Here is a 25,532-nt window from a genome sequence, read left to right as displayed (position 1 = left end):
GAGAGTCTATTTTATCTAAAAATTACAACCACTCTCGCAAAGTTCGGCCATAAACTTCGTTTAGCGCATCTCAGATATCTGCATCCCTAAGCTGATATCTTCAGATAATACGCGGCATTGCTAATATTTGGTCTTAGTGCTAGCGCAATCATTTAATCCTAACGATTCAATTTAGGTTAAGCATCAACTCTAACGCCTAACGCAATATTTTCTGGGCGAGCACCATACCCGCAAGATTAAAGGCATTTCTATCGCGGACAATCTCAAATCCCAGCTGGCGCAATACCGTTAACAAATCACTATGATTAAAGCGATTCTGCTGTGGATGCTCAAATAAGCGCCGGCTCAATGGGTTACAAATTGCGGCACGATATAAATCCTCTATCACAAAGTATCCGTTCGGTTTCAGCACCCTTACAACTTCCTTAATGGCCGCTTGCCACTCTGGAATATGGTGAAATACGGCAAAATCAAACACCATATCAAACTCGCTATCGGCAAAGGGTAAACATGTTGCATCAGCAACCGAGAAACTCAGCCCTTTTACCCCTTGCGGCCGAGATTGCCAGTGGGATTGTGCGGAGGCAACCATGTCAGGGTCGATATCCACTGCCGTGATATGTCCCGCGCCAAAATGTTCGCGGATCAACTGAATACCGTTACCAAACCCACAACCTATTTCTAATGCGCGTTCGCACAAAGCCATAGGTTTTGGCATCATAGACGTTAGTAAAGGCGCTTCGAGATGATTTTGTAGCCAAAAACGTAATGGATGCTGAACGATCTTTTTCTCAAATGGATTTAATTTCATGCCATCCTCTCACTATGGGTAAACTACTGTTGAATAATTTTACTGATCGAACTGCCATTATGGTACGTAATGATAGGAACATAAGTTCACCAGAGGCCACGATGAAATTACCTCTTTTTCCATTACCCATTTGTTTATTGCCCGAAGGTTACACACAACTGCGGGTATTTGAACCTAGATATAAGCGCTTGGTCGCCGAATCATTAAAGTCAGGCCAAGGCTTTGGCTTATGTATGCTTGAAGAGGATGGTAAAACCATTCAGCCCATAGGCACCTTAGTGCATATTATTGATTTTGAAACCTTACCAGACGGACTATTAGGGATCAGTATTCAAGGTTCAAAACGCTTTAAACTTGATAAAATCAGTGTCGAAGCTGATGGTTTAAAGCGCGGAGACGTCAGTTTAATCGACAATTGGCCTGCTGTACGTATTGCGACCGATGAACGTTACTTGAGTCAAATGTTACAAAACATTCTTAAGGAATATCCGCAACATCTCAAGCACTACCAAACAGAACAGTTCGATGATATTGCTTGGGTCTGCCAGCGCTGGCTAGAAATATTACCCGTACAAGCATCCGAAAAGTACACCTGCATTAATGCCTTAGATCATATTATGACCCGAGATCTATTGCGGGCCGTCATTAAATAATGCTGTGAATGATCCTTTATTTAAGCCACTTCGTATTGATTGAAAGTTTGACAGCAAAACTGGGCTCAGAAGTACAACACACTTCTCAATTTTGTCGTTACTGATATCACACTCAGCACTCACGACTGGGATAAGAGCGAAAATAATGGAAAATATTCAATCACAAAGCAGGCAAACTCGGTATCATGTCCCAATCACGTCTCTGACTAATTCGGCTATGGATAACGAAATTCCAGCTTCCCAAACCTGCGAGCCTCAAGCGGATGCTTTAATCACGTTTATGCTACAAGTAGCAGACAACCGAGACAGAGCCGCCTTTGGTCACTTATTCCAGCATTTCATGCCCAAGATCCGAGCCTTTGGTTTACAAAGACTGAATCAACAAGGGTTGGCGATGGATTTAGTACAAGAAACCATGACCAGCGTTTGGACTAAGGCTCATTTATATAATGCAGAAAAAGGGTCAGTAACAACTTGGGTGTTTACCATCATGCGTAATCAATGTTTCGATATGCTTAGACGGGTACAACACAATAGAGAAGATACTTTCGGTGATGATATTTGGCCGCTGTGTGATGCGACCATGGCTCAGGACACACTCACTGATCACAAGTTGACGGCTAAATTACTCCAACATCTTGATGCCCTTCCCATAGCACAAAGACAAGTTGTGCAAGGCATTTACATGCAAGAACTCACTCAACAAGAGCTAGCCGATGCCCTAAAGGTACCAATTGGGACCATAAAGTCCCGTTTAAGATTAGGGCTAGAAAAGTTGAAAAGCTTCTTGGAGACACACAATGATTAAACATCATCCCCAACAAGAATTACTCGTGAGCCATGCTAATGGGAACTTACCTTTATCAATGGCGATAGCAATATCCGCACACTGCGACCTATGTGAGACTTGTCGAGAGCAGCTTGCCCTATTCACAGAACAAGCTGCAAATTTAGCATTAAATCCTGATGGCGGTCATGCTGCAAATGATACGGGCGAAGAGTTGATGCACAGAGAGTATGTTGAGGTGCAACACTCAGGCGACAATCAAGAATCGGCATTGGACATTGACGCTATGATGGCGCAAATCATGGCTCAACCGGCAGCGACAAATGTGCCTAATAACGCCCCTATCGATGTCGACATAAAGCAACAGCATTACACTGTGCCCTCGGTGTTTCGTCAGCATTTGGCCCGTCCATGGCAAATATTAGGCAAAGTCAGTCGCATGCGTTTTGATGTCGACGAAACGAACACCCGCGCTAGCCTATTGCATATAGATGCCCAAGGCGAAATCCCCCAACATACCCATAAAGGTTATGAGCTAACACTATTACTAGCCGGAGAGTTTTCCGATCTAAATGGTGACTATGTCCCAGGTGATTTTATCGTGCTTGACGGCCAACATCATCACTCACCGAAAACCATTAACGGTTGCTTATGCTACACAGTATTAGATGCACCGCTGCATTTTACCAAAGGTCTGAGTAAGCTACTTAATCCCATAGGTGAACTGATTTATTAAACCTTTTGACTGAGTTTTTAAACAAGAGCAAACGCATAGATTCATTTATAAATTCAGTTTAACGAGTCCATTACATAACTGACTACGATTAATCCCATTAAAATGACCTGTTTTAGTGGGATTTTTTATAACATTTACCTATAAAACGGCAATATTAACCTTAGTCAATTACCACAAAAATAAAAACGAACCCATAAATAGGCCTGACAATTCCTCTTTAAATCAAGTGAATAGTCACGAAAAACACACTTTAATTCAACATTAGCAAATAAATAATGACATCGAATAAAAATTAAACTTGCATAAGCCATTTTTATTGATATACTGCACGTCGTTTTGAGATACACCTTGTTGTTTACCTTTTTAACCCAGCCTGATATTTAGCAATCAGAGTTCGGTCCTCATAAAGAAAGCCTACTACAAGCAAAACCCCATAAGCTCAATCATTCGATATCACTAAAATCATGTGGTTATGTCTGTGAACTTACCGTTCTCCTTGTTGTCATAGTATTGTCATTAAGCTATGGTCAACTGGTTGAATCGAGTTATTCCATTGACGTAATCGACAACATGAAATATTTATCGATTAAGCATCTCTTGATTAATGAATCAAAGATGGGGTAACCTCGATACTCAATAGAACGAATCTTTCGCACAATTGCTAAGGATATTTTATAGTTACAACTATCTCACCTATGGGTGAATTAACAAAAAGGAGTGTGGCATATGTCATACAAAATTAATGGACATGAAATTACAGTGAACTTCCCTGTAGATTCAATCTCAGTAAATAAAACCTCAATTGCTTTTACCGATCGTCAAGGTAAAAACAGACAGACTTTTTCTAAACGTACAGAAGCCATCAGCTTTATGAAATGGTTATTGTCCGCGAACAAATAAGTCAAAAAGTAAGTAAAACGATAAGTTAAAAATTAATACCGCAGTACCCGTTTACTCAAGTGTATTTAATCGGTTTCCATTATCTTCGCAGTACCGAGCACTTAAGTAAACTGATAGCCGAATGTCACGAACACGCTATCCTTTTTTACGTCATTATGACGAGCACATTTGGTTCAGGCTGTATCTCTCTCACACAGATACCTGCCGAACCAAATGAGTCAAATCCAGCGTTAGATCACCTCTTTCCATTGCAGCATCCGCTAATATTCATACACATGAATACTGTTCAGCACATCATCTATGCCAAAACCCAATACTCAAATTGCCATGCAAACCTTGATAAACCAGATCAAAGAGACTATTCCACTCAATTTAGAAGAAGCACAACTGTGCCAAGGACAATGTTTAGGTTGTTCGAAGAAAATGCTGGAAATGTTAGATGCCGAAATCAGTTATTGGCAATTTAGTGAGGTGACGCCTAGCCTAAAAGATTTAAAAAACCTCGAAAACATTGGCCGTCGTACCTATAAAATTCTTAAACGGAACCAGTTACTGTTTTAATCGCTTGTATTTGCATTTGACTATTTATGGGGCGTTTTACTTACGCGACTTAAAATAAATTCAAAACTTAACTGACAATATGACCCTAATAGAAATCACATTGCCAGTTTTATCTTCGCTATTGTCGATAGCCGTTAAAAATCACAAATCGATAGGCTCAACTTCTAGACTCTGCCAACCTTGCGCGAATATCTGCCAAAGAATATTCCGTTAATAGTTCACCATCGGCAAATACGGGAACAAACTCGCAATTGTTGACATCTTGCCAGCTGGCTTGATCTTTAAGATAAAATTGACCCTGCTCATCTTTAAATACCGCCACTAAACCCTTAGCGGATTTTTTAGTGCCATCATCTGTTTTAGGATCTTTAAATATTTCTCTGTCTTTACCATCAACTTTCGCAAAGGTCGCTTTCACGGCATAACCGTCAGTATCTCGGGTCACGTGTTGATAGGTAAAACTGCCTATCCCAAACACAATATTAGTTGACGCAAAACCTTTAGCCTTTAATCCGGCACAAATGGCTTCAGCACGTTCAATGGTGATTGAATCGCCATAAATCAGTCCAACATGGCTATTCAGCGCTTTGTAACCTTTGGCTGTTGTGCTGCCCCCAAAGACGTCCCACAGACACTCAATAGCGCCTTTATATTCGGGACTCCCGATTGGAGCTTGTGGATCGCCACAAATGATCTTCACAGGGCAACCTGTATCAGGCCTAAACACCACTTTGCCATCGCGGGCAAGAATGCGGTCTTTTAACGCTAAGGTGAATTCTGTCATCACCTGCCAAAAATCCCAAGAATCTGAAACAATGCTGACAATGCCCGTTGGGTAAATATCTTCAATCAAACGGCGGAACGTCTCTAATTCATTCTCCATGCCACCCGCGCACATGACACTGTGCTCCGTTGCGGGCACACTGCCACCGACAAGTTCTTTATCACTATCGGCAAGGTAATATTGCTCAAGAAAATCAATGGCGGGTATGGTATCAGTCCCAGTAAAACTGAGTAAATGTGCGGCGCCGCTCATGATCGCGGCCTCTGCACCATACATGCCACGGAAACTAAAATCGTGCCCCTGCCAATCAACAAAAGCGATGTCACCATCGGTTTCTAGCGCGTAAGTCTCAAATATTTTGCGGTATTGCAGCGCGGTAGTAGCACTGGTACACATACCCCACACATTAGCGGAAAGGATGGTTTCGAGATAATTGGTCAACCAAAAGAACCGCTCATCGGTATTGTACAAAATCAAGCAAGGCACTTTTAATGGATACACTGAGCCTTCAGGTAATGCCATAATTTTAATTGGTAAATAACCTAAATCATGTAACTCCTCAATATGCTGAGTGCCGACGTTATTCGGCCCGAGATAGTTATTGATACGGCGGGAGAATTGGCGAATGACCTGCTCTTTAGGTTGTTGAAAGAAATCACGGTTCCAACTGTCGATCAAGAAATGCTTGATAAAATATTGCAAGCCAAAAAACACCATTTGGTCAGTGTAACCACGACGGGATTTACGGGCGGTCAGGTTACTAAAAATCACTTGTGTATTATCGGGATATTGACGACGGTGATCGACTTTGTAGCCATCAATGGCAGTAACGGGATTCAAGTACATAATATTTTCCTTAATGATTCATATAACTCAAAACAGCATGACAATGACAGAACTCGCTCGAAATATGTGTGGGGACACCTAAACTATCGGTACAAAATAATCTGTCTATGCCCGCCTCGCGCAGTACCAACTCGCTGGCCTTATCTTCATAATGTGACACGATCAAAATAACGCTTTGTGCACCCTTTTGCTTTAATTTGATGGCAAGTTCAATAAAGGTTCTGCCACCCGCGCAAATATCGTCAACGATTAAGCAGGTTTTACCCGATAAGTCATCACAGAACACTTCGGTAGCGATAATATGGCCATTGACCACATCACGATGTTTATCGGCCCTGATTACCGGCATTCCCTGTAACGCTTTAGCTAAGCCGAATACTTTCTTATTCGCCCCCGCATCGGGCGAGACTAACACTAGCTCACCCGATAATTGGGCAGTGATAGCGGCGACAAAGCTGTGATTGTCTATAACCTGAACTCGGTCTAACAATGCGGCGGTGACATCGCTGTGAGGGTCAAAAACGGTGACCGAAGCATATTGCTGCTGATTAATTAGGCTAGCATAGACTTTTACCGACAAGGCCTCACCGGCATTACACACTCTATCTTGGCGAGCACCCGGCATATAAGGCAGTAACAGATCAATTTGCTCTGCACCACTGCGACACAATGCATCAGTTAACAACAAGAGCTGCATGATGGAATGATCACCACGATAACCGAAGAAAACTGTGACGCGTTTCGCTGGAGGAACCAGTAGTTGAACATGGTTCTCCCCCGCACCAAATTGAAATAAACGGTAGTGAGTCTCATCGCTAGCTGCGGGTAACCGATAAAAATCGGCTTGCGAACGTTGAGCGTGAGAAGCATCTTGAGACGTTTGAATACGTTGAGACATAGTAACCTCCTGTCTGTGGCAAGATTGCCGAAATTGACGGCGCCCTTGTTGTCTACATGAACAATAGTGTCTTAAAGACATTATTATGTAAAGTCGATTTTTAGACTATTTCAGACGCCGCAACCTAAAATGTTATGCTTAAATGTCATATAGTGTCTTTTAGACACTATTGATAGGCGCGACAACTAAGAAGCCACAATATGGGTATCGAGTAATACAAGAACCGGAGACATTAGGGCAAAATCAGTAATTAAACAGCCTTTACTGATTCAAAGTCACCATGAATAAGACATAAGCAGTCGCCGTTACTCATATTGAGCAAGGCGAATATCTGGCCTAAATCCACATTCACTGTAATCAACATTCTAAATTTCTTAAGAAACGATACGATGCGGTATTGGGTTTCAAGCGGTATAAATTAGCAGGACGACCACGTTCGGTGCGCTTTAATCCCGTATCGATCAATAAATCAGCCTGTTCAACCCGCCGACGAAAAGATTTACCTTGGATAGGCTTGCCCAGTAAAACCTCATGTACATGCTGCAGTTCTGGCAAGGTAAAAGGTTCAGACAGTGCAAATCCTGGCACTAAAGAATATAAGGCTTTTTGTGTTAAGCGTTCCCGCGCTTGCTCAATTAACTGCAGATGATCAAACGCCAAGGGCATCTGCAACACATCTGCTAATGGCCACCACTTAACATCACTCACTGAATCAATCTGAATTTGGCAAGCTTGATAACTCATCAAGGCGGTATAACACACAGTCACAGACCAGCCTCTTACATCGCGACTACGATTACCCACAGTGCATAGCTGCTCAATATAAGGTGGCACTACTGCGGTTTTCTCATGCAGTTTACGTAATACAGTTTGCTCAAGGGATTGATCGCAATTTTCATCGATAAACCCTCCAGGTAATCCCCATAAACCTAAAAATGGATGATTTGAGCGTTGTACTAGGAGTACTTTAAGCTGCTGATCATGGTAGGTAAACAATACGGCATCCACTGTCAGTAGCTGAGCCTTGAAAGCCTTAGGATCGTAATTGGCAAGATATTCCGCTTCAGTCATGAGTATTCCCCATCATTCAATGTCATAAGCTTAACTTAGGCATGACACAGCTTCAAACACATTATGTCTTAGCGTCACTAAGTAAATATCTGGCACCGTGGGCATAGCTACTTTGGCCAAATTTACGCTGATAACGCGGCAACATGGTCTCGTTCCCCAATAATCCGCCTTGATGCAAATACATCACATGACCTGGTTCACTACGTTGTAAATAATCTTCAAGCACAATAAAACCTAAGGGATCGTAGAGTAATTCAAACTGCACGCCTGAGGCGCAGACCCGCTGCCACATGGCATAAAATTCGGGATAAAGTTTACCAAAATGATATTTCTTGCCGACATTAACAATCTGTGGATGCTCACTGGTATTGGAATTAAGTAAGGAAAATTGCAAGCGCAAATAATCATCGCCACCGACAACAGCACAAGTCACGACGCGAATATCCGTTTGCTGACGGATAAAATACTGATTTAAAAATAACGCAGTCGTTCCCGTCCCCGATGGTAAAAACACCGTTAAATCAACCAATCCATTCGCATTCGCAAACAGTACTATCTCTTGCGCCAATCTATTAACCCCGTATTCGGCGTAAGCACAGCGACCACCCTCTGGGATAAAAAGCGCCGTCGGCTCATTCACGAGTACTTGAGCCTCGATATAATCTGGGCAACTCAGTCGCACATCGCCCACTTGCGCAGTAGGGTCAGGCCTAGCATTAAGATTTGACAAAACGTGAGGCTCAGATTGCGACTGAGTGCACGCCTGCTTTTGTGCTATTAACACACTTAAATCGATAATATTAGCGCCATTCGCTAAAGCGGCAGCGTAATTGCCCGTAGGATGTTTAACCACTTGACTGGCAATATGATCTACATAAAAATCACATTGCCAGCCTTTCATCTTCGCTAATGTTGACAATGAATACAGTGAGTTAGCCAATGGCGAGCCGTGACCTATCACCTTGCTGATGCCTGCAAACTCATGATCTAAAAAATAGCCGAATTTGCGAGCTTTATTGCCACTAAACGCCGGATGCAGTAAATCATCACGTTTTAGGAATATGTCTCTGCCAGCAAAGGCAAATGTATCGACAGGGGAATTTGCAAACATCAAGCAACTCAAACGATTAAATTCTCTGGTTTTTAAACCAGTTAAGGGAAGGCTAGTGTAACTCCGCCCTTCCTGTTACGCCCTTAAGAAATTATCAATTTGGCGAAAAACTAGTGAAAATGACACATGAATCTCGAATACATATAATTAACCAATTGATTATGAACAATTTAAATAGTTGGCATAGTTATCGCTTAGACATTGACATATATTCAATTTATCGAAGCTAACGATAAAGGCTAACAGGGTAAACATAAGGAGCTTTCAATGGCTGTATTACGCTTAATATTCAACATCGCTTGGTTTGTACTCGGCGGATTTGTGATGGGACTCGCTTGGTGGCTCGCAGGTATCCTGTGTTTTATCAGTATCATTGGTATTCCCTTCGGCCGCGCCTGTTTTGTTATCGGCGAAATGACCTTTTGGCCCTTCGGCCAAGAACAAATGAACCGTCGCCACTTAACTGGACGTGAAGACTTGGGCACAGGTGCACTAGGCATGGTAGGAAATATCATTTGGTTCTTACTGTTTGGGATCTGGTTAGCCATAGGGCATTTGGTCCACGCCTTCGCTTGTTTTGTGACGATTATAGGTATTCCCTTTGGGATACAGCATCTTAAGTTGGCTTTACTCAGCCTCACACCGATAGGCCAAACCGTAGTGGCTAAAGCTTAATAAGACTATGCGTTAACTGCGCTATTCATTCTCGATTATTTGGTTTCAAGAGTGGATAGCGCTTTGTCATCCCATACAGCAAATATCGCTTCGTTTAAGGCTATTTCTTCCTCCAATAAATCGTTGCAATCATATTGAGTATTGGCAGGCTCGCTATCCGCAGAAAACTGCACTTGCGGCTTAGTCGCCCCCACAATGTCCAACAGATAATGCGCCAGTTTTGCGGGTGCATCTATAGCGGCATCGTGACCACAATACGCGAGTACAATCAAATCGGTGTCAAAATGCCGTGCTAACGCCTTACTCGATGCCATACTCACCAGCGCATCACGGTCACCGCAGAGTACAGTTATCGGCACTTCCACAGTCAATGGACATTGGTATTGAAAAGCCGCCCAAAGTTGTCGCCATACATTGCGTCGACTTGGTGTGGTATCGCGGCGAAACTCACTCCACTTGACAATTAAATCTCGATCTCGCCGATGACGAAAACTGGTTAAACGCACTATAGTCGACTCGATTGGATGTAAAGCGTTACCCCGAGCCCGCATGAAAAAAGCCTTCAATGCATTCAGCGGGTTAAATCTTTGATACCAAGACGATAAATTCGCCGCACTGCTGTTTAATACAAAGACATGCCTTATCTGCCAAGGTCGCTGGCATGCCATTTCCAGCGCCAACATACCGCCCATAGACAAGCCGAGGAGATAAATAGTCTCCCCTTCCTGTGCCTGCTCATCCAATTGCTGCCACACGGCATGGGCATAATCGGCAATCTTAAGCGGACTTAATTCGTGGGATAGCGTCCCATTGCCCGGAAGATCCGGTGTCAGCACTCGCAATCCCTTTTGTCGCAGACGCTGATCGAAACCATTCCAATGGCGCTGATCACGCATTAATCCCCTTAATAACACCCAAGTTGTCATGACTGAGACTCCCGATACCAATAATGCCGTGCGCACTCTGTCAGCTCAGTCAAACGTTCAGGTGTTAACTGCTCTAACGATTGGGCATAGGCCGCTTCCATCATAAATTGCATGAGTACTGTATGCCTGCGTAAAATCCTATGGTGACGATGTGTTTTTTGTGGATTAAAAAAGCCAGCAAAATTAAATATTTGTCTAGGATTCTTCTTTATCCATGCCCAAGATCCCATCTCTAATGTCAAAGGTAAAAATGGCACCTGAGCAGAAGGATCAGCCACTTGGTGCTGGCGATAGAGATAATCCCAAATATCACCATGAGTGCGATAAAACTGGCTCTGCGGCGCCAACCGATAATGGCCGTGATGGGGATAACTCTGTTCAAATAATTGTTTTAGATGAAAAATATAATTGGCATTTTCGAAGGCGGTACGGGTATGGGCGTAGGGGAACCAGATATGATCACTCAAGCCAAATCCCGAGTGGGCATCGAGCGAAATCAAACTTGTGCTGCGACTCAACAGTTGTTGTACATAGGCAACTAAACCCGCAGTTTCCAGCTCCATTCCCCCAATACCGCGATACCAGGGCAGCCGTGACGATATACGCTGTCCTCCCACCATAAAGGACACTTTTTCACGGGATTCTATCGGAGCGTTACGCATCAAATCCACTTGATTACCATTGCCCCGCGTTCCCATGAATAACCCAACAGGATTCACTACAGGTACAAAAGCTAACCGCAGGCCCGTTAACATCTGTTGTAGGTGTTTATCCCAAACAAGCCGCTGCAATAAACTGTTTAACAATGCCAAAATAACTTGAGATCCAATACGCTCAACCCCATGCACGCCCCCCACAAAGAGTACTGTCGGACAAGGCGTATCTGTACCACCTAACTCAACACTGTAAAGGGGGAAATGCTCTTGGCGGAATGGAATGTCGGCAAGGATCTGATAATCTAACTCAAGATGATGAGTATCAATGAGTTGCTGCAGCGTATCTAACTCAAATGGAAGCTCAAAAGGAAGTTTCTTCATGTCACCTTAATCAATAAAATGAGAGAACAACTCATGCCGTTAAAGTGATACTAATAGTGAACAAAGACAAAATGATGACAAACTGCATATCAGAAGTGACTGTACGGGGAAATAAGCGGAAAAATAACGAGTAAAACAAAGAATAAACTATCCTAAAACCCTACATTAGTCTTCACGATAAAGTAGCTCTCCAATGATGGTTTCTACGTCAACCTGCGCTAAACCTTGGTCAACAATATCTCGCCAACGCCGTCCCTCTTCTGTATTACGAAACGCGATATAGAGCTGCTTATTCGCCAGAATTTGCCGATTGATTTGCAACTTTGTCGCCAGCGGCTGTAAGGGCTTTTGCTTGAGTAAATAGTGCAGAACGTTGACATCAATCACCGCGGCATCAATCCGACCCGCGGCAACTTTTTTAACATTATGCTCATCCGAAGTCACAGCTTCAGTCTGCTGAACACCGGAAACGATCATGCGATCTAAGGCCTGAGTATTCACATAATCTTTCACCACACCTAAGGTATAGCGATTAAGATCTTCAATATAATTCCAACTTACTGGATGGGACTTTTGCTCCACCAGCCCCAATGGACTTTCGCCAATCGGTTTTGAAAAGATAAACTTTTCAGTTTCTACATAGTATTCAGGAAAATAACCTATGTAGTCAGAGTTCGGCATAGTCGTAAGTTTGACAGCACGGCTCCACGGATAGAAATCCACGTCTAATTGATGTCCCATAACGTTCAGCGCCGCCCGAACTACGGCAATACTGGCACCCTGCTCCGTTAATTGCTCTCCTGAATAAGGCGGCCAAAGTAAAGAAGTGAGCATTAAGGTATCCGCTTTAGCTACGCTCAATCCCATAAAGGAAAGACAATACACAAGGAGCATTGAACGCCATCGAACCATTTAGTACTCCTTTGCCTGCATGGATTTACGACTACATCATCGACAACTTAACGCTTTCGTTTTTATCTGCCGAGATTTTATGACTGGTTAGATTTTATGACTAGTTTTAGTATAGCCATCAAGCCACAGCGGGGAAGTGAAGTTTTATTACAATTAGAATAATGATATTAGCAGCGAAAGCTAACTCAAAGTGCAGCTTGGCTTGATGGTATGACTCGCCGACTTTTTCGTGAGCCAATTAGCTTGTTCGTTTATCTGCTAACCGAAATAGCTAGATAGAATAAAATTCAAGCCGCATTACGCGGCTTGGAAGTCAAATATCAATAGTATTAATCAACTCAAAGCCAAATGACTTAAGCATTAATATCTTCATATAACTCTTGATACATCAGCTCGCGCATTTTGAATTTCTGAATTTTTCCCGTCACTGTCATTGGATACTGATCCACAAACTTGATATAACGCGGCACTTTAAAGTAGGCGAACTTCTCGGTGAGAAAATGACGAATATCAGCCTCTGTAATCGCGGCTCCTGATCGGACTTTGATCCAAGCACACACTTCCTCGCCGTATTTATCGCTTTGAACGCCAAAGACAGCCGCATCCTGTACATCTTTATGGGTGTAAAGTTTCTCTTCAATCTCACGGGGATAAATATTCTCGCCGCCACGAATAATCATATCTTTAATGCGCCCCACAATTTGCACATAACCTTGCTCATCCATTTGGCCAATATCGCCCGAATGTAGCCAGCCTTGACTGTCTATGGTTGCCGCCGTTTTCTCAGGATCATTCCAATAACACTGCATAATGCAATAACCACGACTACAAACTTCGCCGGGTTGATTAATTGGCAGCACTTCGCCAAATTCATCGACAATTTTCACTTCGGTATGGGGTAAAGCACGGCCAACGGTGAGAACGCGTTTCTCTACGGGTGAGTCGATTTCAGTAATGTGATTGAGCGGACTGCATTCGGTCTGACCATAGCCAATCAGCACTTCCTTCATATACATCAGGTTTTGTACTCGGCGCATCACTTCTTCAGGACAAGTTGCCCCCGCCATCACGCCGGTACGTAAGGAACTCAAATCAAAACGAGCAAACTCTGGGTGTTCCAACTCGGCAATAAACATGGTCGGTACGCCATGCAAAGCGGTGCAACGCTCTTGCTCAATCACTTGCAATGTCGTCAGTGGATCAAAGGATTCTCCGGGGAACACAGCAGTTGCGCCTTTAGCTAAGCAGACTAAACTGCCGAGTACCATGCCAAAACAATGGTATAAAGGCACTGGAATACAGAGTTTATCGTGACAGGTAAACTTCATCGCCTCTGCGACTAAATAGCCATTATTCAATATGTTATGATGTGATAAGGTCGCACCTTTCGGACTGCCCGTCGTGCCAGAGGTAAACTGGATATTAATCGCATCGTATGGGCTTAATTCCTTAGTAATCCACTCGAGCATTATCCTATCAGCGGCGGTCACATCAACGATCAAGTCATCAAAATTCAACATACCGACTGATTTCTCTGCGCCCATACGGATCACAAATTCAAGCTCAGGTACGGCTTTAGCTTGTAATTTACCCGCTGGGCAAGAGGTTAGCTCAGGCGCCAATTCATATAGCATCTCAAGATAATTGCTGGATTTAAACTTATCAGCACAAATTACCGCGCGGCAACCCACGTTACTCAGCGCGTATTGCAACTCTTCAGGACGATACGCAGGATTAATACACACCATGATGGCGCCAATTTTAGCGGTCGCATATTGAGTTAAACACCACTCGATATTGTTAGGCGACCAAATCCCTACCCTATCACCAGACTTAATACCGAGTTTTAATAGTCCTGTGGCGAGCGCATCGATTTGGGCAAGATATTGGCGGTAATTCCAGCGGATATGTTGATGGTGTACGACGACAGCTAATTGGTCGGGATACGTTGCCGCAATCTCATCAAGATATTGACCTATGGTCTTCTCAACGAGTTTAGGTGATGACTCGCCTCTAAACTCGCTAACATTGAGCGGGCTTATAACTTGGCTTGTAGGAACTGACATTAAGGCCTCCGTGCATTTATTATTATGGTTAGCGAGGTCCAAACTAACCAATCCACGGATCATGTCACAAGTAAAAAAGCACTTTATTAGACTAAAGAGTAAGACAAACGATTAGATAACAATCCATTAAAGCCCAGTGCTAACGGCTGATAAACTCAAAATGAGTACTCGACTTAGGCACATTTAAGCTTTGTAACCGCTCAACAATGGCCAGTAACACCCCTTGGCGACGCATATTTTCTAACACGCCGGGGCTAAAAACCTCGAGTCGCGTCATGGCCGTCAACAGCAACTTACATTGTGCGATGCTCGCATCACGAATATAGGCTGGTTTATCGACTAAGTAACTGTTGTTATACCAATAGTCCCAAGTGAAATTAGCCAATAACCAACCTTGCGTTGTCAGGTCATTAATAAATTCCAGCATACGCTCATGACTTAAGCTCACATCACCCGCCGTAAAATCCTTAAGATATTTAGTGTATAAGCCACAATCGGATGTCATTGTTGAAGTCCCCATAACACACCTCACAGGTTTTGGTTGCCTCTGCTGCCACAACTTGCACTACACCAGTCACACACCGAGATCGAATTTGACGCTTTGCCTTAGAAACGAGAATTTGCATAAGGCATACCAAATAAGATTGCTGTCAACAGGCTAAGCCACGTTATCTGAACGGAAACTTAATCAAACTCACAATGTTTGATATGGGTGACGAACTGGGGTATTCGACAAAATTCAGATAAACTCAGCGGTATTGAAGCGCTTAACGGCAACTATGAGTAAAGGAAACAAGATGAACTACTGGCTTATGAAATCGGAACCCGACGAATTCAGCATAGATGATCTTAAGGCTTGCCCTAACCAAACCGAAGCTTGGCATGGGATCCGTAACTATCAGGCGCGTAACTTTATGCGCGATGAGATGCAGATTGGCGACAAGGTATTTTTTTACCATTCAAGCTGCAAAGTGCCCGGTATTGTCGGCATAGCAGAAGTCGTGACAAATGCGTATCCCGACAGCACAGCCTTCGATCCCGAATCGAAGTATTTCGACCCTAAGTCAGATCCAACCAAACCAAGATGGCTGCGAGTGGATATCCGCTTTGTCGAAAAATTTAACGAGATTATTCCCTTAAGTTTGATAAAAAGTTTACCCCAACTGGCGGACATGTATTTAGTCTCTAAGGGGTCAAGACTCAGTATCCAACCTGTGACCGCCGAACAATGGCAAGCCGTACTTATGTTAACCCGCTAGAAAGCAATCTTGAGCTAGAACGTTCAGCTATAGTTCATTTAGCATCGCCTATTGTTGGCCACATCCAGCATTGGACACAACATCAACTCAATGCCCCTTAGGAGTACAGATGAATAAATTGACCTCAGTGGTAATCACAGGACTTGTCCTCAGCTTAACGATGTCCATCTCAACCTTTGCTAAAGATGACCATGAGCACCACAAAAAGGATAAAAGCCTACCGCCGGGATTACAGAAAAAAATTGACCAAGGTCAGCCACTGCCACCCGGTTGGCAGAAAAAACTCCACCGTGGTGATGTGCTTGAGCATGATATTTATGATCGCGGCCGCATCGTAGTCCCCTTAGACAGAGATGGCATCATTAGCATTCAAGTCGAAGGTGCACTAATCAAACTCGATAATAACAGCCGTAAAATCCTCGATATCGTCAATATCATTACCGATTAACTTCCCATGACAAAATGGCATTTATAACTGACACATTTACAACTACGCCCAGCTCTTATCTGGGCGTAGTTGTACTTCTTAATACTGCTTTCATCTATCAAAAAACGTTGTCTGTAAGACAATTTATCACCCCAGTCCTCACTCAATAACGTTCTAACTTACAATAAAGCAACATATTGATATTTATCATATCTTTACTATCTGGCTATTGGTCGTAAATTGGCTAAATGCTAGACTCATGCAGGGTGAAAAGATATCGAACAGAACAAGATAAGTGTCACCTAAAAATACTCATGCGGCTAAGGCAAAATCTTAATTGAATTCATAGCATCCCGATAATGACCGTAGACTAACGCTGGATTTTTGATAATGGAAAACACCTCACTTCAACGGGTTAAGCAGGCAATTATTGCGGGGTTCTGGGCATCACTCGCCAGTATTTCTGTGGGGTTTCTATTTAAACTCTGGCTAGCACAATGGGTTGCCAAAGCCGATCTAGCGCTCTATCACACAGTGATCGACATTATTTCACTGTCGCTAATCCTAATGACGGGATTTCGCTCCTCTATGGTGGTGACCTACTCCCAGACCAAGCAAGATGTGGATATCACCAATATATTCCGCTATAGCTTGATCGCTATGGTACTACTGACATGGGGCTTAGTTTTACCCTATATCAAACACAAACTTCAGCTCAATGTAGAATATTTTCAATTGGTTGGCATTATTTTGAGTATGGGGCTCAAGGTCTATTTTACCAATCAAATTGCCATGTACCGGCTATATGCCATCTCCAATAGAGTCACTTGGTTAGAGCCGCTCGCGCAAGTGACTAGCTTTTTATTATGTTTCTATGGCTTAAAACAAACCGCCATTGCATCACTCTTTTACGGCATGACACTGTCATCGCTCATTGTTGCCTTATATATGTACTTAAAACGGCGCAAAGATATTGCCACTCCGCCCTTAAGTGCGGTGCATTTTGATACGGGTTTACGCAGTTTTATGAAGAAAAGCCTGACGGCGTCCATGGAAGCGGGGCCAGTATATTGATGATTTACATCACCGTACTGCTGACTATTGCCTATTTCAGCATAGATGAACTGGGTGATTTCCAAGTGGTGGTGCGGCCGATGATCACTTACCTCACCCTGCTTTTTGTCTTTCCCATCTACCGTTTTGTGCTGCCCGAAGTCGCAGTGTGCGTACGAGAAAAACGTTTTGCTGAAGTTCAACAAATTAAGTCATGGCTGACGAAAGTTTCTTTGTGGATCAGCGGTATTTTTTTTGTCATTATGGTCTTTGCGAGCAAGCCGTTAGTCGCTTGGTTATTCCCCGAGCAATACATTAAAGCGGCCCCAGTATTAATGCATTTCTCCATATTTTTTATATTTATGATGCTCAATGGCTACCAGCTAGCTTATATCAAAGCTCATGGCTACTTTACTCAAAGCCTACTTATTCGCCTTGCTGGTATCGCAGTACTGGTCGGTACTTTCTACGCTTACCGCCTGTATACGGAGAATGTCGTCGCGGTGATTTTAGCCTTAGGCACGGGCTATTTGATGATGTATCTCATATCTAAACTAGTTGAAAGACGCATTCAGCAAAGCCTTAACAACCAAACGCGGCCTTAGCAACAACTAAAGACGCTTAAAACGTTGAAGGAAATGACAGGCTTCAACTAAAAAGGCATCCCAGAGGATAGTCTGGAATGCCTTAAGAGAAGACAGCATGTCAGCTTATCATTTAGCGCCCATCGAGCATGCGACCAAGACCTCCGAGTACAGAGCCTTCACCGCGATCACTGCCACCCGCTGATGGGGCATGGGCGATAATGCGGTCTGCCATACGTGAGAATGGCAAGCTTTGTAGCCAAACCGTCCCGTGGCCTCTGAGTGTGGCTAAAAACAAACCTTCCCCGCCAAAGACCATAGACTTTAATGAGCCTGCACGCTCTATGTCGTAATCAATCCCAGAGGTAAATGCAACAAGACAACCGGTGTCAACTCTTAAGGTTTCACCTTTTAGTTCTTTTTTCACTAAGGTGCCGCCCGCATGGATAAACGCCATACCATCGCCCTGTAGGCTTTGCAGAATAAATCCTTCGCCACCAAAAAATCCCGTACCTAAGCGGCGATTAAATTTCATCGTCACGCGTGTACCTAAAGCCGCAGCCAAAAAACTGTCTTTCTGACAGATAAGCTCACCACCATGTTCGGCCAAGTCGATCGCTAGGATAGTGCCAGGATAAGGGGCGGCAAAGGCGACTTTACGTTTTTGATTGCCTTGGTTGGTAAAGTGAGTCATAAAAATGCTCTCACCCGTCAATGCCCGTTTACCCGCGCCCACCAACTTGCCAAAAAAGCCAGACTCAGGCTCAGAGCCATCGCCCATTTTGGCCTCAAAGCTAATATCTTGCTCTAGGTAATTCATCGCGCCCGCTTCAGCGACCACGGTTTCGTTGGGATCGAGTTCCACTTCAACCAACTGCATACTGTGGCCGATAATTTCATAATCCACTTCATGACAACGTCTAGACATACTGTTCCCCTTAACTGTCAGTTCCTTGTTACTATCCTTTAGATTGACCCCGATGGACGACTCTTTACCTATCGCGGCTCAATTTCACTCTTCATCTCGACCCTAATCTAGATCTAAGCTCAATCTGAATTTAGGCCTTATTTTAACTCTCAATCTAAACCTTAATCTGACCTAGGCATTAATCTATGACATAAAATGTCAAAATGCGATTATTTTATGCGGTAACTTGTATCAAAAGATGACAAGCGAAGACTTATCAACCCAAACCCACACCATTAAACTGCTCAGCCTTAGCAAACTCCTCTAATATCAACTCGGTAAAAAGTTGTCCCGCACGGCCTAACGGACGCTCTAAGGTCGAGACGAGCTGTGGAATAAACGTAAAACGACTGCCACCGACGAAGTCGATTTCAACTAATTCGCCCTTAGCTAACTCTTCTTGCACTAAAAAATCCGGCAACCAGCCAAAACCTAAGCCTTTTAACAAGGCGTTCTTTTTCATGATAAAGCCAGAAAGATAAAACACTTTATCGCCGCCAAATTGCATTTCATCGCGGTAACTTTTATTGGGTGAAGAGTCTTCGATAGTTAATTCCACATGTTGCTGCAGCTCAGACAAACTAATTTCGCGAATAAAAGATAAAGGATGCGAAGCACTGGCCACCAGTACGCTAGTAATTGCAGGCAACGGCTGCGGATGATAATAGGGGCCAGTGCGATAATCTTTCACTAACATCAAGTCAGCATTATCACGCTCGAATCTGTGTTGTACACCGCCTAAAAACTCCATATTCAGCTGAATTTTAGTGGGGATCTGATGCTCAGCCATGCGCTTTAAAGCCGTCATAATTGGCTCCATTGGCAAGGCTCCATCTATCACTAGCTCTAACTTTGGCTCCCAGCCTTCACTGAAACGGCTGGCAAGATGTTCAATGTTTGCAAGGTGTTGCAGTAACCTTTGTCCCTCGGCCAAAATCACGCGGCCCTCTTGCGTCAGCTCAGCACGATATTGCTCACGGCTAAAAAGCGGCACGCCTAAGTGCTCTTCTAACTTTTTAACTTGATAACTCACCGCCGATTGCGCTTTGTGTAATCGCTCCGCCGCCTTGGCAAAACTGCCCTCTTCCACCAGCACTTGCAGCACATTAAAAGCATCAATATCGATGCGCATGGTCACTCCTTGGCTCTAATGAACATGTCACGGAAACACTACGATTCGTAAAGATTAGAATACCATCTAATTTTTAGATTGAGATAACGGATTTATTATTCTTTTTTTTGTTCATTCAAGCAACTAAATTGATAACAAGATCACATAACCATAACGACAAGCGAAGTAGAGCTAATCTCACGCCGCTATAAAAACCAAGGATCCTCCATGCCATTTTATGTGAAACAAGGCCAGATTCCCCATAAGCGCCATATCGCATTTGAAAAGGAAAACGGCGAGCTTTACCGTGAAGAGCTGTTCTCAACCCATGGATTTTCCAATATTTATTCCAATAAATATCACCACAACATGCCAACCAAAGCATTAGAAGTGGCGCCCTATAGCCTAGGCCATGGTGCCAATTGGGAAGACTCGCTGGTCCAAAACTATAAACTCGATTCCCGCGACGCCGACCGTGAAGGTAATTTCTTCAGCGCCCGTAACAAGATTTTTTATAACAATGACTTAGCACTGTATACCGCCAAAGTCACCGCCGATACCGACGAGTTTTACCGTAACGCCTATGCCGATGAAGTGGTTTTTGTCCACGAAGGCGAAGGCACACTCTACAGCGAGTACGGCACGATTAAGGTCCAAAAGTGGGACTATCTCGTGATCCCACGCGGTACTACTTATCAACTAAAATTCAACGATTACAGTAATGTGCGACTTTTCGCCATCGAGTCATTCTCTATGGTGGAAGTGCCTAAGCATTTCCGTAACGAGTATGGTCAGCTATTAGAATCAGCACCTTACTGCGAGCGCGATTTGCGCGTACCTACATTGCAAGATGCTGTGGTTGAGCGCGGCGCCTTCCCCTTAGTGTGTAAGTTTGGCGATAAATACCAACTCACCACTCTTGAATGGCATCCCTTTGATTTAGTCGGTTGGGATGGCTGCGTTTACCCTTGGGCATTCAACATCACAGAATACGCACCAAAGGTAGGCAAAATCCATCTACCTCCTTCTGATCACTTAGTCTTTACCGCCCATAACTTTGTGATTTGTAACTTCGTACCGCGCCCCTACGATTTCCACCCTAAATCGATTCCGGCGCCTTATTACCACAACAACATAGATAGCGACGAGGTCTTGTATTACGTCGATGGCGACTTTATGAGCCGCACGGGCATTGAAGCGGGTTACATGACCTTACATCAAAAAGGTGTGGCCCACGGACCACAACCGGGCCGCACTGAAGCCTCAATTGGCAAAAAAGAAACCTATGAATATGCAGTGATGGTGGACACGTTCGCCCCACTGAAATTAACCGAACATGTACAAAATTGCATGAGCAAAGACTACAACCGCTCTTGGCTAGAAGACTAGCCCCAAGCCACCAACACTCCCATGCGGGAGTCATTAGAGTGACGGCGTGTTGCACTAAAATAACGAGGAAAACATCATGGCAAGCGAACTAAATCCACTGGGCTTATTAGGTATCGAATTCACTGAATTCGCCAGCCCTGATACTGATTTTATGCACAAAGTCTTTATCGACTTTGGTTTTTCTCTGCTGAAAAAAGCCAAGAACAAAGACATCCTGTACTACAAACAGAATGACATTAATTTTCTGCTCAACACTGGGCGCGAAGGTTTCTCAGCTAAGTTTGCTAAATCCCACGGCCCAGCCATTTGTTCTATGGGCTGGCGTGTAGAAGATGCCGGCTTTGCCTATCGCGTTGCCGTTGAACGTGGTGCAAAACCCGCCGATGATGCCAACAAAGATCTGCCTTATCCTGCGATTTACGGCATTGGCGACAGCTTAATTTATTTCATCGACACCTTTGGCGCAGGTAACAATATCTATGCCGCTGATTTTGAAGATTTAGACGAGCAAATTATCACCCAAGAGAAAGGCTTTATCGAAGTCGATCACTTAACCAACAACGTCTACAAAGGCACAATGGAACATTGGGCTAACTTCTATAAAAACATTTTTGGTTTTACGGAAGTGCGCTACTTTGACATCAGCGGCGTACAAACCGCGCTAGTGTCCTACGCCCTACGTTCGCCAGATGGCAGCTTCTGTATCCCGATTAACGAAGGTAAAGGCAGCGATAAGAACCAAATCGATGAATACCTGAAGGAATACAATGGCCCAGGTGTGCAGCATTTAGCCTTTAGAAGCCGCGATATCGTAAAATCTCTGGATGCAATGGAAGGCAGCTCAATCCAATGCTTAGACATTATCCCTGAATACTACGACACTATTTTCGATAAGTTACCGCAGGTTACAGAAAATCGTGAGCGCATTAAACATCACCAAATTCTGGTGGATGGTGATGATACAGGCTATTTATTGCAGATATTTACTAAAAACCTGTTTGGACCGATTTTCATCGAAATCATCCAACGTAAGAATAACTTAGGTTTTGGTGAAGGCAACTTTACTGCCCTGTTTGAATCAATTGAACGGGACCAAATGCGCCGCGGCGTACTGTAAGTATTCATCCTGCTAATAAAAAACGGTACGCACTGCGTACCGTTTTTGTTTCTACGACGATCTAAATCGTCATTTAAATCAGCATCAGCATTGACGCCAATCACTCGGCATCGACCTTCCTGCATTATTCCACATTGATAGGTTTGATAACCTTACAAGGGTTACCTGCCGCCACACAGTTCGCGGGAATGCTCTTATTCACGACACTACCAGCACCAATGACACAATTATCACCAATGGTCACACCGGGTAACACAGAGACGTTTCCGCCTAGCCAGACATTATTACCGATTTGAATTGGCGCGCCGTATTCCGTCGTTTGCCGCGCAATGGGATTAATAGGATGCGTTGCGGTAGAAATCATCACATGGGGACCAAACATCACATTATCGCCAATCGAGACGGAGCAAACATCTAATATGGTTAGATTATGATTGGCGTAAAATTGTTTGCCAATATGGATGTTATAGCCGTAATCACAAAAGAAATTAGGCTCAATATGGGCACAGTGTTGAATATCAAGCAGGCCACGAAGATGCTCCATTCGGGCATCAAGTAAAGTCGGTTCGGCCAGATTAAACTGATGACAAATGGATTTCGCCCGCATCCGCTCAGCCAATAACTCATCATTCCAAGCCTTATAGGGCTGGCCCGCCAACATTTTTTGTTTCTCAGTCATCGTATTGTCAACATTCAGTCCATGATGACCTAACCCTAACAATCGATTGATGAAAGTTCAAGAACTGCCTCATATGCTCTTGAATGAACTACCCGTCTTGCTGACAGAACATTTAGCTAATAGCCAATGTGAGTCACATTCAAGCATTAAATCTCAATCGAGACAAAGGTCATTGCCTTTGTTCGTCATCACAATAGAGTTCTGCAAATAAATACACTAGACACAAACTGTTCAGCGGCATGACAGGATTTGTCCAAATCATCCGGCTGTGACGCCCTGCTTCACCGAAGATTTCAAGCAATAAATCCGAAGCCCCATCGAGTGCTTTAGGATGTTCAAAGCAAGATTGATGCACATTTAGCACTCCTTCCAAGCGGTAAATTTGTTTTATCCGCGAAAGCTCACCGCAAGCCTGTTTCAATTGGGCAATGGCATTTAGGGTAGCAAGACGACAGGCAGCGTAGCCTTCGCTCACAGTATGATCGGCGCCCAATTGTCCTTGATACTGAAGCTCGCCCTCTAAATAGGGAAACTGACCCGAGGTCATTAACTGACTGCCAACAATTGAATAGGGTTCATAATTTCCAAGAGCCGCAGCAACCTCAGGTAGTTCAAGCCCTGCCGCCACTAGCCGCGATTCAGGTGTGCTCATCATAATGTCACCTCCTGAGATGAGACATTCGCAGGATTAAGCAGCGGGGCTAACCAGGTCGTCAAATGCTGAGGATTGACTGTCAGCCAGTTCGCAGCGGCCTCATCTTCCGTCATTCCTTGTCGATTAACCGCATAATCGAGTTCTGCAACCATTTGATTCGATAATACTATGTTATCCAGCACCTGAATTTGTGCTGGCGAGAAATTAACCGCCAACTCGCGTTCACGGGCGAGCAATACCGCTTTATCTTTCCCCCCGAGTAAACCTTTGGGGTCCTGAAGATCGCGAATACCGTATTGATGGTGTAAAAATTGTGGATGCCACAAAGGAACGACCACCCAATCGTTTACCGCTACGGCAGACTCAAAAGCGGCGACACAGTCGGCCTGAGTGCCTGTTCTAAATTGATAACCCGCCGCCGTTAATCCATATTGCGTCATAATATTTTTAGAAAATCGCGTGATCCCCGCCCCCTCACCAATCCCTTGAATGATGGGCCGCATACGTTGCTGCACGTCAGGTTTGAGTAAATCCTCAATGCTCGACACTTGCTCAGCAGGCACATAATCGGGTACGCCCCAGAGCGCATAGGGCTCATAATGTAGCCCGAGTTGCCGCGTAGCAACTCGCTCTTCGACACCTTGTCGATAAATCCCATGGCTATGGGGCAGCCATGCTGAACACAGCATATCCACTTTGCCTTCACCTAGCTGCTCAAAATTAGCCTCGTGCAATGCATAGCTTCGTTGCACCTCTTTGCCCATAATCCCTATCACATGGGCCACCACAGCGGCGGTGACGCGATGAAAACTTAAGTCCGTCACTCCCATGCGAATCATCGGCTTACCCTGTGAGCTCTCCATATTTGTACTCTTATTCAATGAATTCATACCTATCGCACCTCGAGGAAATAATGCCAATGATGCCAAACTGCCCAATCCCAACGTTTGCAATAATTGCCTTCTGAAGACATTAATCTCCGCCATGTTCAGGCTCCTTGGTGTCTAAAATAGTGAGCCTATCCATCACAATCCCTACGATGGCGTTGTCCTTTGCATAGGGGAATATCATCTCTACTTTGATGCCATTCGGATCTTCAAGAAACAACTGATGTTCACCAATTTCAGGCACTATTCGTTCCTGAAAAATCATCCTCTGCTGGCATAAATGCTGCTGCATCTGGTGTAAATCCGTGCCACGAAACGACAAATGGTCAACACGTCCCGAGCCATAAATATTTCTGCTTTCCCCTAAGTAGGCATCTAGCGCTTGATCGCCCGCTTCCACTAAATGCAAAATGGGCTTATTTGAGGCATAAAGCCAATGTCCAGGAAAACCAAACTGTGGCCGCCAACCTAATTTCAATCCAAGGATAACTTGATAAAACAACAGCGTTTCAACCAGTTTGGGCGTTCTGATGGTAAAGTGATCCAATCCGATTATGTTCATATTGTCATCCTCTGGCAGTACTGACTCGGTATAACCAAGTGCGAATCCAAACCGTTTTAATCCGCAAA

General features: G+C 44.0%; 26 protein-coding genes and 1 pseudogene. 11 read left to right on the top strand and 16 right to left on the bottom strand.

Annotated features, from left to right (window positions below; translation table 11 throughout):
• Positions 1-196: 196 nt before the first annotated feature.
• Complete coding sequence (locus CKQ84_RS17390) at positions 197-811, bottom strand: class I SAM-dependent methyltransferase (RefSeq protein WP_105252199.1); 615 nt, start codon at positions 809-811, stop codon at positions 197-199.
• 101 nt (positions 812-912) lie between these two features.
• Here CKQ84_RS17390 and CKQ84_RS17385 point away from each other — a divergent pair, with 101 nt between their 5' ends.
• The 5 genes from CKQ84_RS17385 to CKQ84_RS17365 all read left to right on the top strand — a co-directional run bounded on the left by CKQ84_RS17385 (position 913) and on the right by CKQ84_RS17365 (position 4,448).
• Positions 913-1,464, top strand: coding sequence for an LON peptidase substrate-binding domain-containing protein (locus tag CKQ84_RS17385; protein ID WP_028759610.1), 552 nt, complete (start codon positions 913-915; stop codon positions 1,462-1,464).
• Positions 1,465-1,609: 145 nt separating this feature from the next.
• Positions 1,610-2,272 (top strand): sigma-70 family RNA polymerase sigma factor, encoded by a 663-nt coding sequence (locus CKQ84_RS17380; protein ID WP_028759609.1) that lies wholly within the window; start codon positions 1,610-1,612, stop codon positions 2,270-2,272.
• Positions 2,265-2,987, top strand: a complete 723-nt coding sequence (locus CKQ84_RS17375) for a ChrR family anti-sigma-E factor (RefSeq protein ID WP_105252198.1) — start codon at positions 2,265-2,267, stop codon at positions 2,985-2,987. Before CKQ84_RS17380 ends, CKQ84_RS17375 begins: the two co-directional genes overlap by 8 nt.
• 726 nt (positions 2,988-3,713) lie before the next feature.
• The gene (locus tag CKQ84_RS17370) at positions 3,714-3,887 is read left to right on the top strand and encodes a hypothetical protein (protein WP_006082106.1); all 174 of its coding nucleotides are present in this window, start codon (positions 3,714-3,716) and stop codon (positions 3,885-3,887) included.
• Between the two features lie 300 nt (positions 3,888-4,187).
• Positions 4,188-4,448: a hypothetical protein gene (locus tag CKQ84_RS17365; protein WP_105252197.1), complete on the top strand. Its 261-nt coding sequence runs from the start codon at positions 4,188-4,190 to the stop codon at positions 4,446-4,448.
• A gap of 157 nt (positions 4,449-4,605) precedes the next feature.
• On the opposite strand, the gene CKQ84_RS17360 is transcribed toward CKQ84_RS17365, so the two are convergent.
• The 4 genes from CKQ84_RS17360 to CKQ84_RS17345 form a co-directional block, all read right to left on the bottom strand.
• A complete protein-coding gene (locus CKQ84_RS17360; RefSeq protein WP_105252196.1) occupies positions 4,606-6,078 on the bottom strand; it encodes a nicotinate phosphoribosyltransferase in 1,473 nt (490 codons plus the stop codon).
• 10 nt (positions 6,079-6,088) lie between these two features.
• The gene (prs, locus tag CKQ84_RS17355; protein ID WP_105252195.1) at positions 6,089-6,976 is read right to left on the bottom strand and encodes a ribose-phosphate diphosphokinase; all 888 of its coding nucleotides are present in this window, start codon (positions 6,974-6,976) and stop codon (positions 6,089-6,091) included.
• 357 nt (positions 6,977-7,333) lie between these two features.
• The gene (locus CKQ84_RS17350; protein ID WP_105252194.1) at positions 7,334-8,047 is read right to left on the bottom strand and encodes an NUDIX domain-containing protein; all 714 of its coding nucleotides are present in this window, start codon (positions 8,045-8,047) and stop codon (positions 7,334-7,336) included.
• 61 nt (positions 8,048-8,108) lie between these two features.
• Entirely contained in the window at positions 8,109-9,158 is a 1,050-nt protein-coding gene (locus CKQ84_RS17345) for a pyridoxal-phosphate dependent enzyme (RefSeq protein ID WP_105252193.1), read from the bottom strand.
• 267 nt (positions 9,159-9,425) lie between these two features.
• Between CKQ84_RS17345 and CKQ84_RS17340 the strand changes: the two genes are divergently transcribed.
• Complete coding sequence (locus tag CKQ84_RS17340; RefSeq protein ID WP_105252192.1) at positions 9,426-9,833, top strand: YccF domain-containing protein; 408 nt, start codon at positions 9,426-9,428, stop codon at positions 9,831-9,833.
• A 35-nt stretch (positions 9,834-9,868) separates the two neighbouring features.
• Here CKQ84_RS17340 and CKQ84_RS17335 read toward each other — a convergent pair whose 3' ends face one another.
• The 5 genes from CKQ84_RS17335 to CKQ84_RS17315 all read right to left on the bottom strand — a co-directional run bounded on the left by CKQ84_RS17335 (position 9,869) and on the right by CKQ84_RS17315 (position 15,294).
• On the bottom strand, positions 9,869-10,759 hold the full coding sequence (locus tag CKQ84_RS17335; RefSeq protein WP_105252191.1) for an alpha/beta fold hydrolase: 891 nt from the start codon (positions 10,757-10,759) through the stop codon (positions 9,869-9,871).
• Complete coding sequence (locus tag CKQ84_RS17330) at positions 10,756-11,796, bottom strand: M14 family metallopeptidase (RefSeq protein WP_105252190.1); 1,041 nt, start codon at positions 11,794-11,796, stop codon at positions 10,756-10,758. The genes CKQ84_RS17335 and CKQ84_RS17330 overlap by 4 nt, the downstream gene beginning before the upstream one ends.
• A gap of 165 nt (positions 11,797-11,961) precedes the next feature.
• Positions 11,962-12,708, bottom strand: coding sequence for an ABC transporter substrate-binding protein (locus tag CKQ84_RS17325; RefSeq protein ID WP_105252189.1), 747 nt, complete (start codon positions 12,706-12,708; stop codon positions 11,962-11,964).
• A 353-nt stretch (positions 12,709-13,061) separates the two neighbouring features.
• Complete coding sequence (locus tag CKQ84_RS17320) at positions 13,062-14,774, bottom strand: AMP-binding protein (RefSeq protein ID WP_105252188.1); 1,713 nt, start codon at positions 14,772-14,774, stop codon at positions 13,062-13,064.
• Between the two features lie 139 nt (positions 14,775-14,913).
• Complete coding sequence (locus CKQ84_RS17315) at positions 14,914-15,294, bottom strand: DUF6508 domain-containing protein (RefSeq protein WP_105252187.1); 381 nt, start codon at positions 15,292-15,294, stop codon at positions 14,914-14,916.
• 277 nt (positions 15,295-15,571) lie between these two features.
• Between CKQ84_RS17315 and CKQ84_RS17310 the strand changes: the two genes are divergently transcribed.
• The 3 genes and pseudogenes from CKQ84_RS17310 (at position 15,572) to CKQ84_RS17300 (ending at position 18,118) form a co-directional block, all read left to right on the top strand.
• A complete protein-coding gene (locus tag CKQ84_RS17310) occupies positions 15,572-16,033 on the top strand; it encodes an EVE domain-containing protein (protein WP_105252186.1) in 462 nt (153 codons plus the stop codon).
• Positions 16,034-16,142: 109 nt separating this feature from the next.
• Positions 16,143-16,481, top strand: coding sequence for a hypothetical protein (locus CKQ84_RS17305; protein ID WP_105252185.1), 339 nt, complete (start codon positions 16,143-16,145; stop codon positions 16,479-16,481).
• A gap of 369 nt (positions 16,482-16,850) precedes the next feature.
• Positions 16,851-18,118: pseudogene (locus CKQ84_RS17300) on the top strand (lipopolysaccharide biosynthesis protein).
• Between the two features lie 112 nt (positions 18,119-18,230).
• Here the strand turns inward: CKQ84_RS17300 and CKQ84_RS17295 are convergent.
• Positions 18,231-19,025 carry a TIGR00266 family protein gene (locus CKQ84_RS17295; RefSeq protein ID WP_105252184.1) on the bottom strand — a complete coding sequence of 265 codons (795 nt, stop codon included), beginning with the start codon at positions 19,023-19,025 and terminating at the stop codon, positions 18,231-18,233.
• 256 nt (positions 19,026-19,281) lie between these two features.
• Complete coding sequence (locus CKQ84_RS17290; protein ID WP_028759592.1) at positions 19,282-20,196, bottom strand: LysR family transcriptional regulator; 915 nt, start codon at positions 20,194-20,196, stop codon at positions 19,282-19,284.
• A gap of 207 nt (positions 20,197-20,403) precedes the next feature.
• Here CKQ84_RS17290 and CKQ84_RS17285 point away from each other — a divergent pair, with 207 nt between their 5' ends.
• Together CKQ84_RS17285 and hppD are read left to right on the top strand one after the other, a co-directional pair.
• Positions 20,404-21,564, top strand: a complete 1,161-nt coding sequence (locus tag CKQ84_RS17285; protein WP_105252183.1) for a homogentisate 1,2-dioxygenase — start codon at positions 20,404-20,406, stop codon at positions 21,562-21,564.
• A 76-nt stretch (positions 21,565-21,640) separates the two neighbouring features.
• The gene (gene hppD / locus CKQ84_RS17280) at positions 21,641-22,681 is read left to right on the top strand and encodes a 4-hydroxyphenylpyruvate dioxygenase (RefSeq protein ID WP_105252182.1); all 1,041 of its coding nucleotides are present in this window, start codon (positions 21,641-21,643) and stop codon (positions 22,679-22,681) included.
• A gap of 124 nt (positions 22,682-22,805) precedes the next feature.
• Here hppD and CKQ84_RS17275 read toward each other — a convergent pair whose 3' ends face one another.
• From CKQ84_RS17275 to CKQ84_RS17260, 4 genes are all read right to left on the bottom strand, one after another.
• Positions 22,806-23,360, bottom strand: coding sequence for a sugar O-acetyltransferase (locus tag CKQ84_RS17275; RefSeq protein ID WP_105252181.1), 555 nt, complete (start codon positions 23,358-23,360; stop codon positions 22,806-22,808).
• 169 nt (positions 23,361-23,529) lie between these two features.
• The gene (locus CKQ84_RS17270) at positions 23,530-24,012 is read right to left on the bottom strand and encodes an Atu1372/SO_1960 family protein (RefSeq protein ID WP_254053117.1); all 483 of its coding nucleotides are present in this window, start codon (positions 24,010-24,012) and stop codon (positions 23,530-23,532) included.
• Positions 24,012-25,001 carry a glycine betaine ABC transporter substrate-binding protein gene (locus CKQ84_RS17265; protein WP_254053116.1) on the bottom strand — a complete coding sequence of 330 codons (990 nt, stop codon included), beginning with the start codon at positions 24,999-25,001 and terminating at the stop codon, positions 24,012-24,014. The genes CKQ84_RS17270 and CKQ84_RS17265 overlap by 1 nt, the downstream gene beginning before the upstream one ends.
• Complete coding sequence (locus tag CKQ84_RS17260) at positions 24,988-25,464, bottom strand: VOC family protein (RefSeq protein WP_028759587.1); 477 nt, start codon at positions 25,462-25,464, stop codon at positions 24,988-24,990. Before CKQ84_RS17260 ends, CKQ84_RS17265 begins: the two co-directional genes overlap by 14 nt.
• Positions 25,465-25,532 lie beyond the last annotated feature (68 nt).

Source organism: Shewanella sp. WE21, from assembly GCF_002966515.1.
Classification (GTDB): Bacteria; Pseudomonadota; Gammaproteobacteria; order Enterobacterales; family Shewanellaceae; genus Shewanella; species Shewanella oncorhynchi.
The sequence above is the reverse complement of the archived record's forward strand: the minus strand, read 5'-3'. Positions and strand labels throughout refer to the sequence as shown.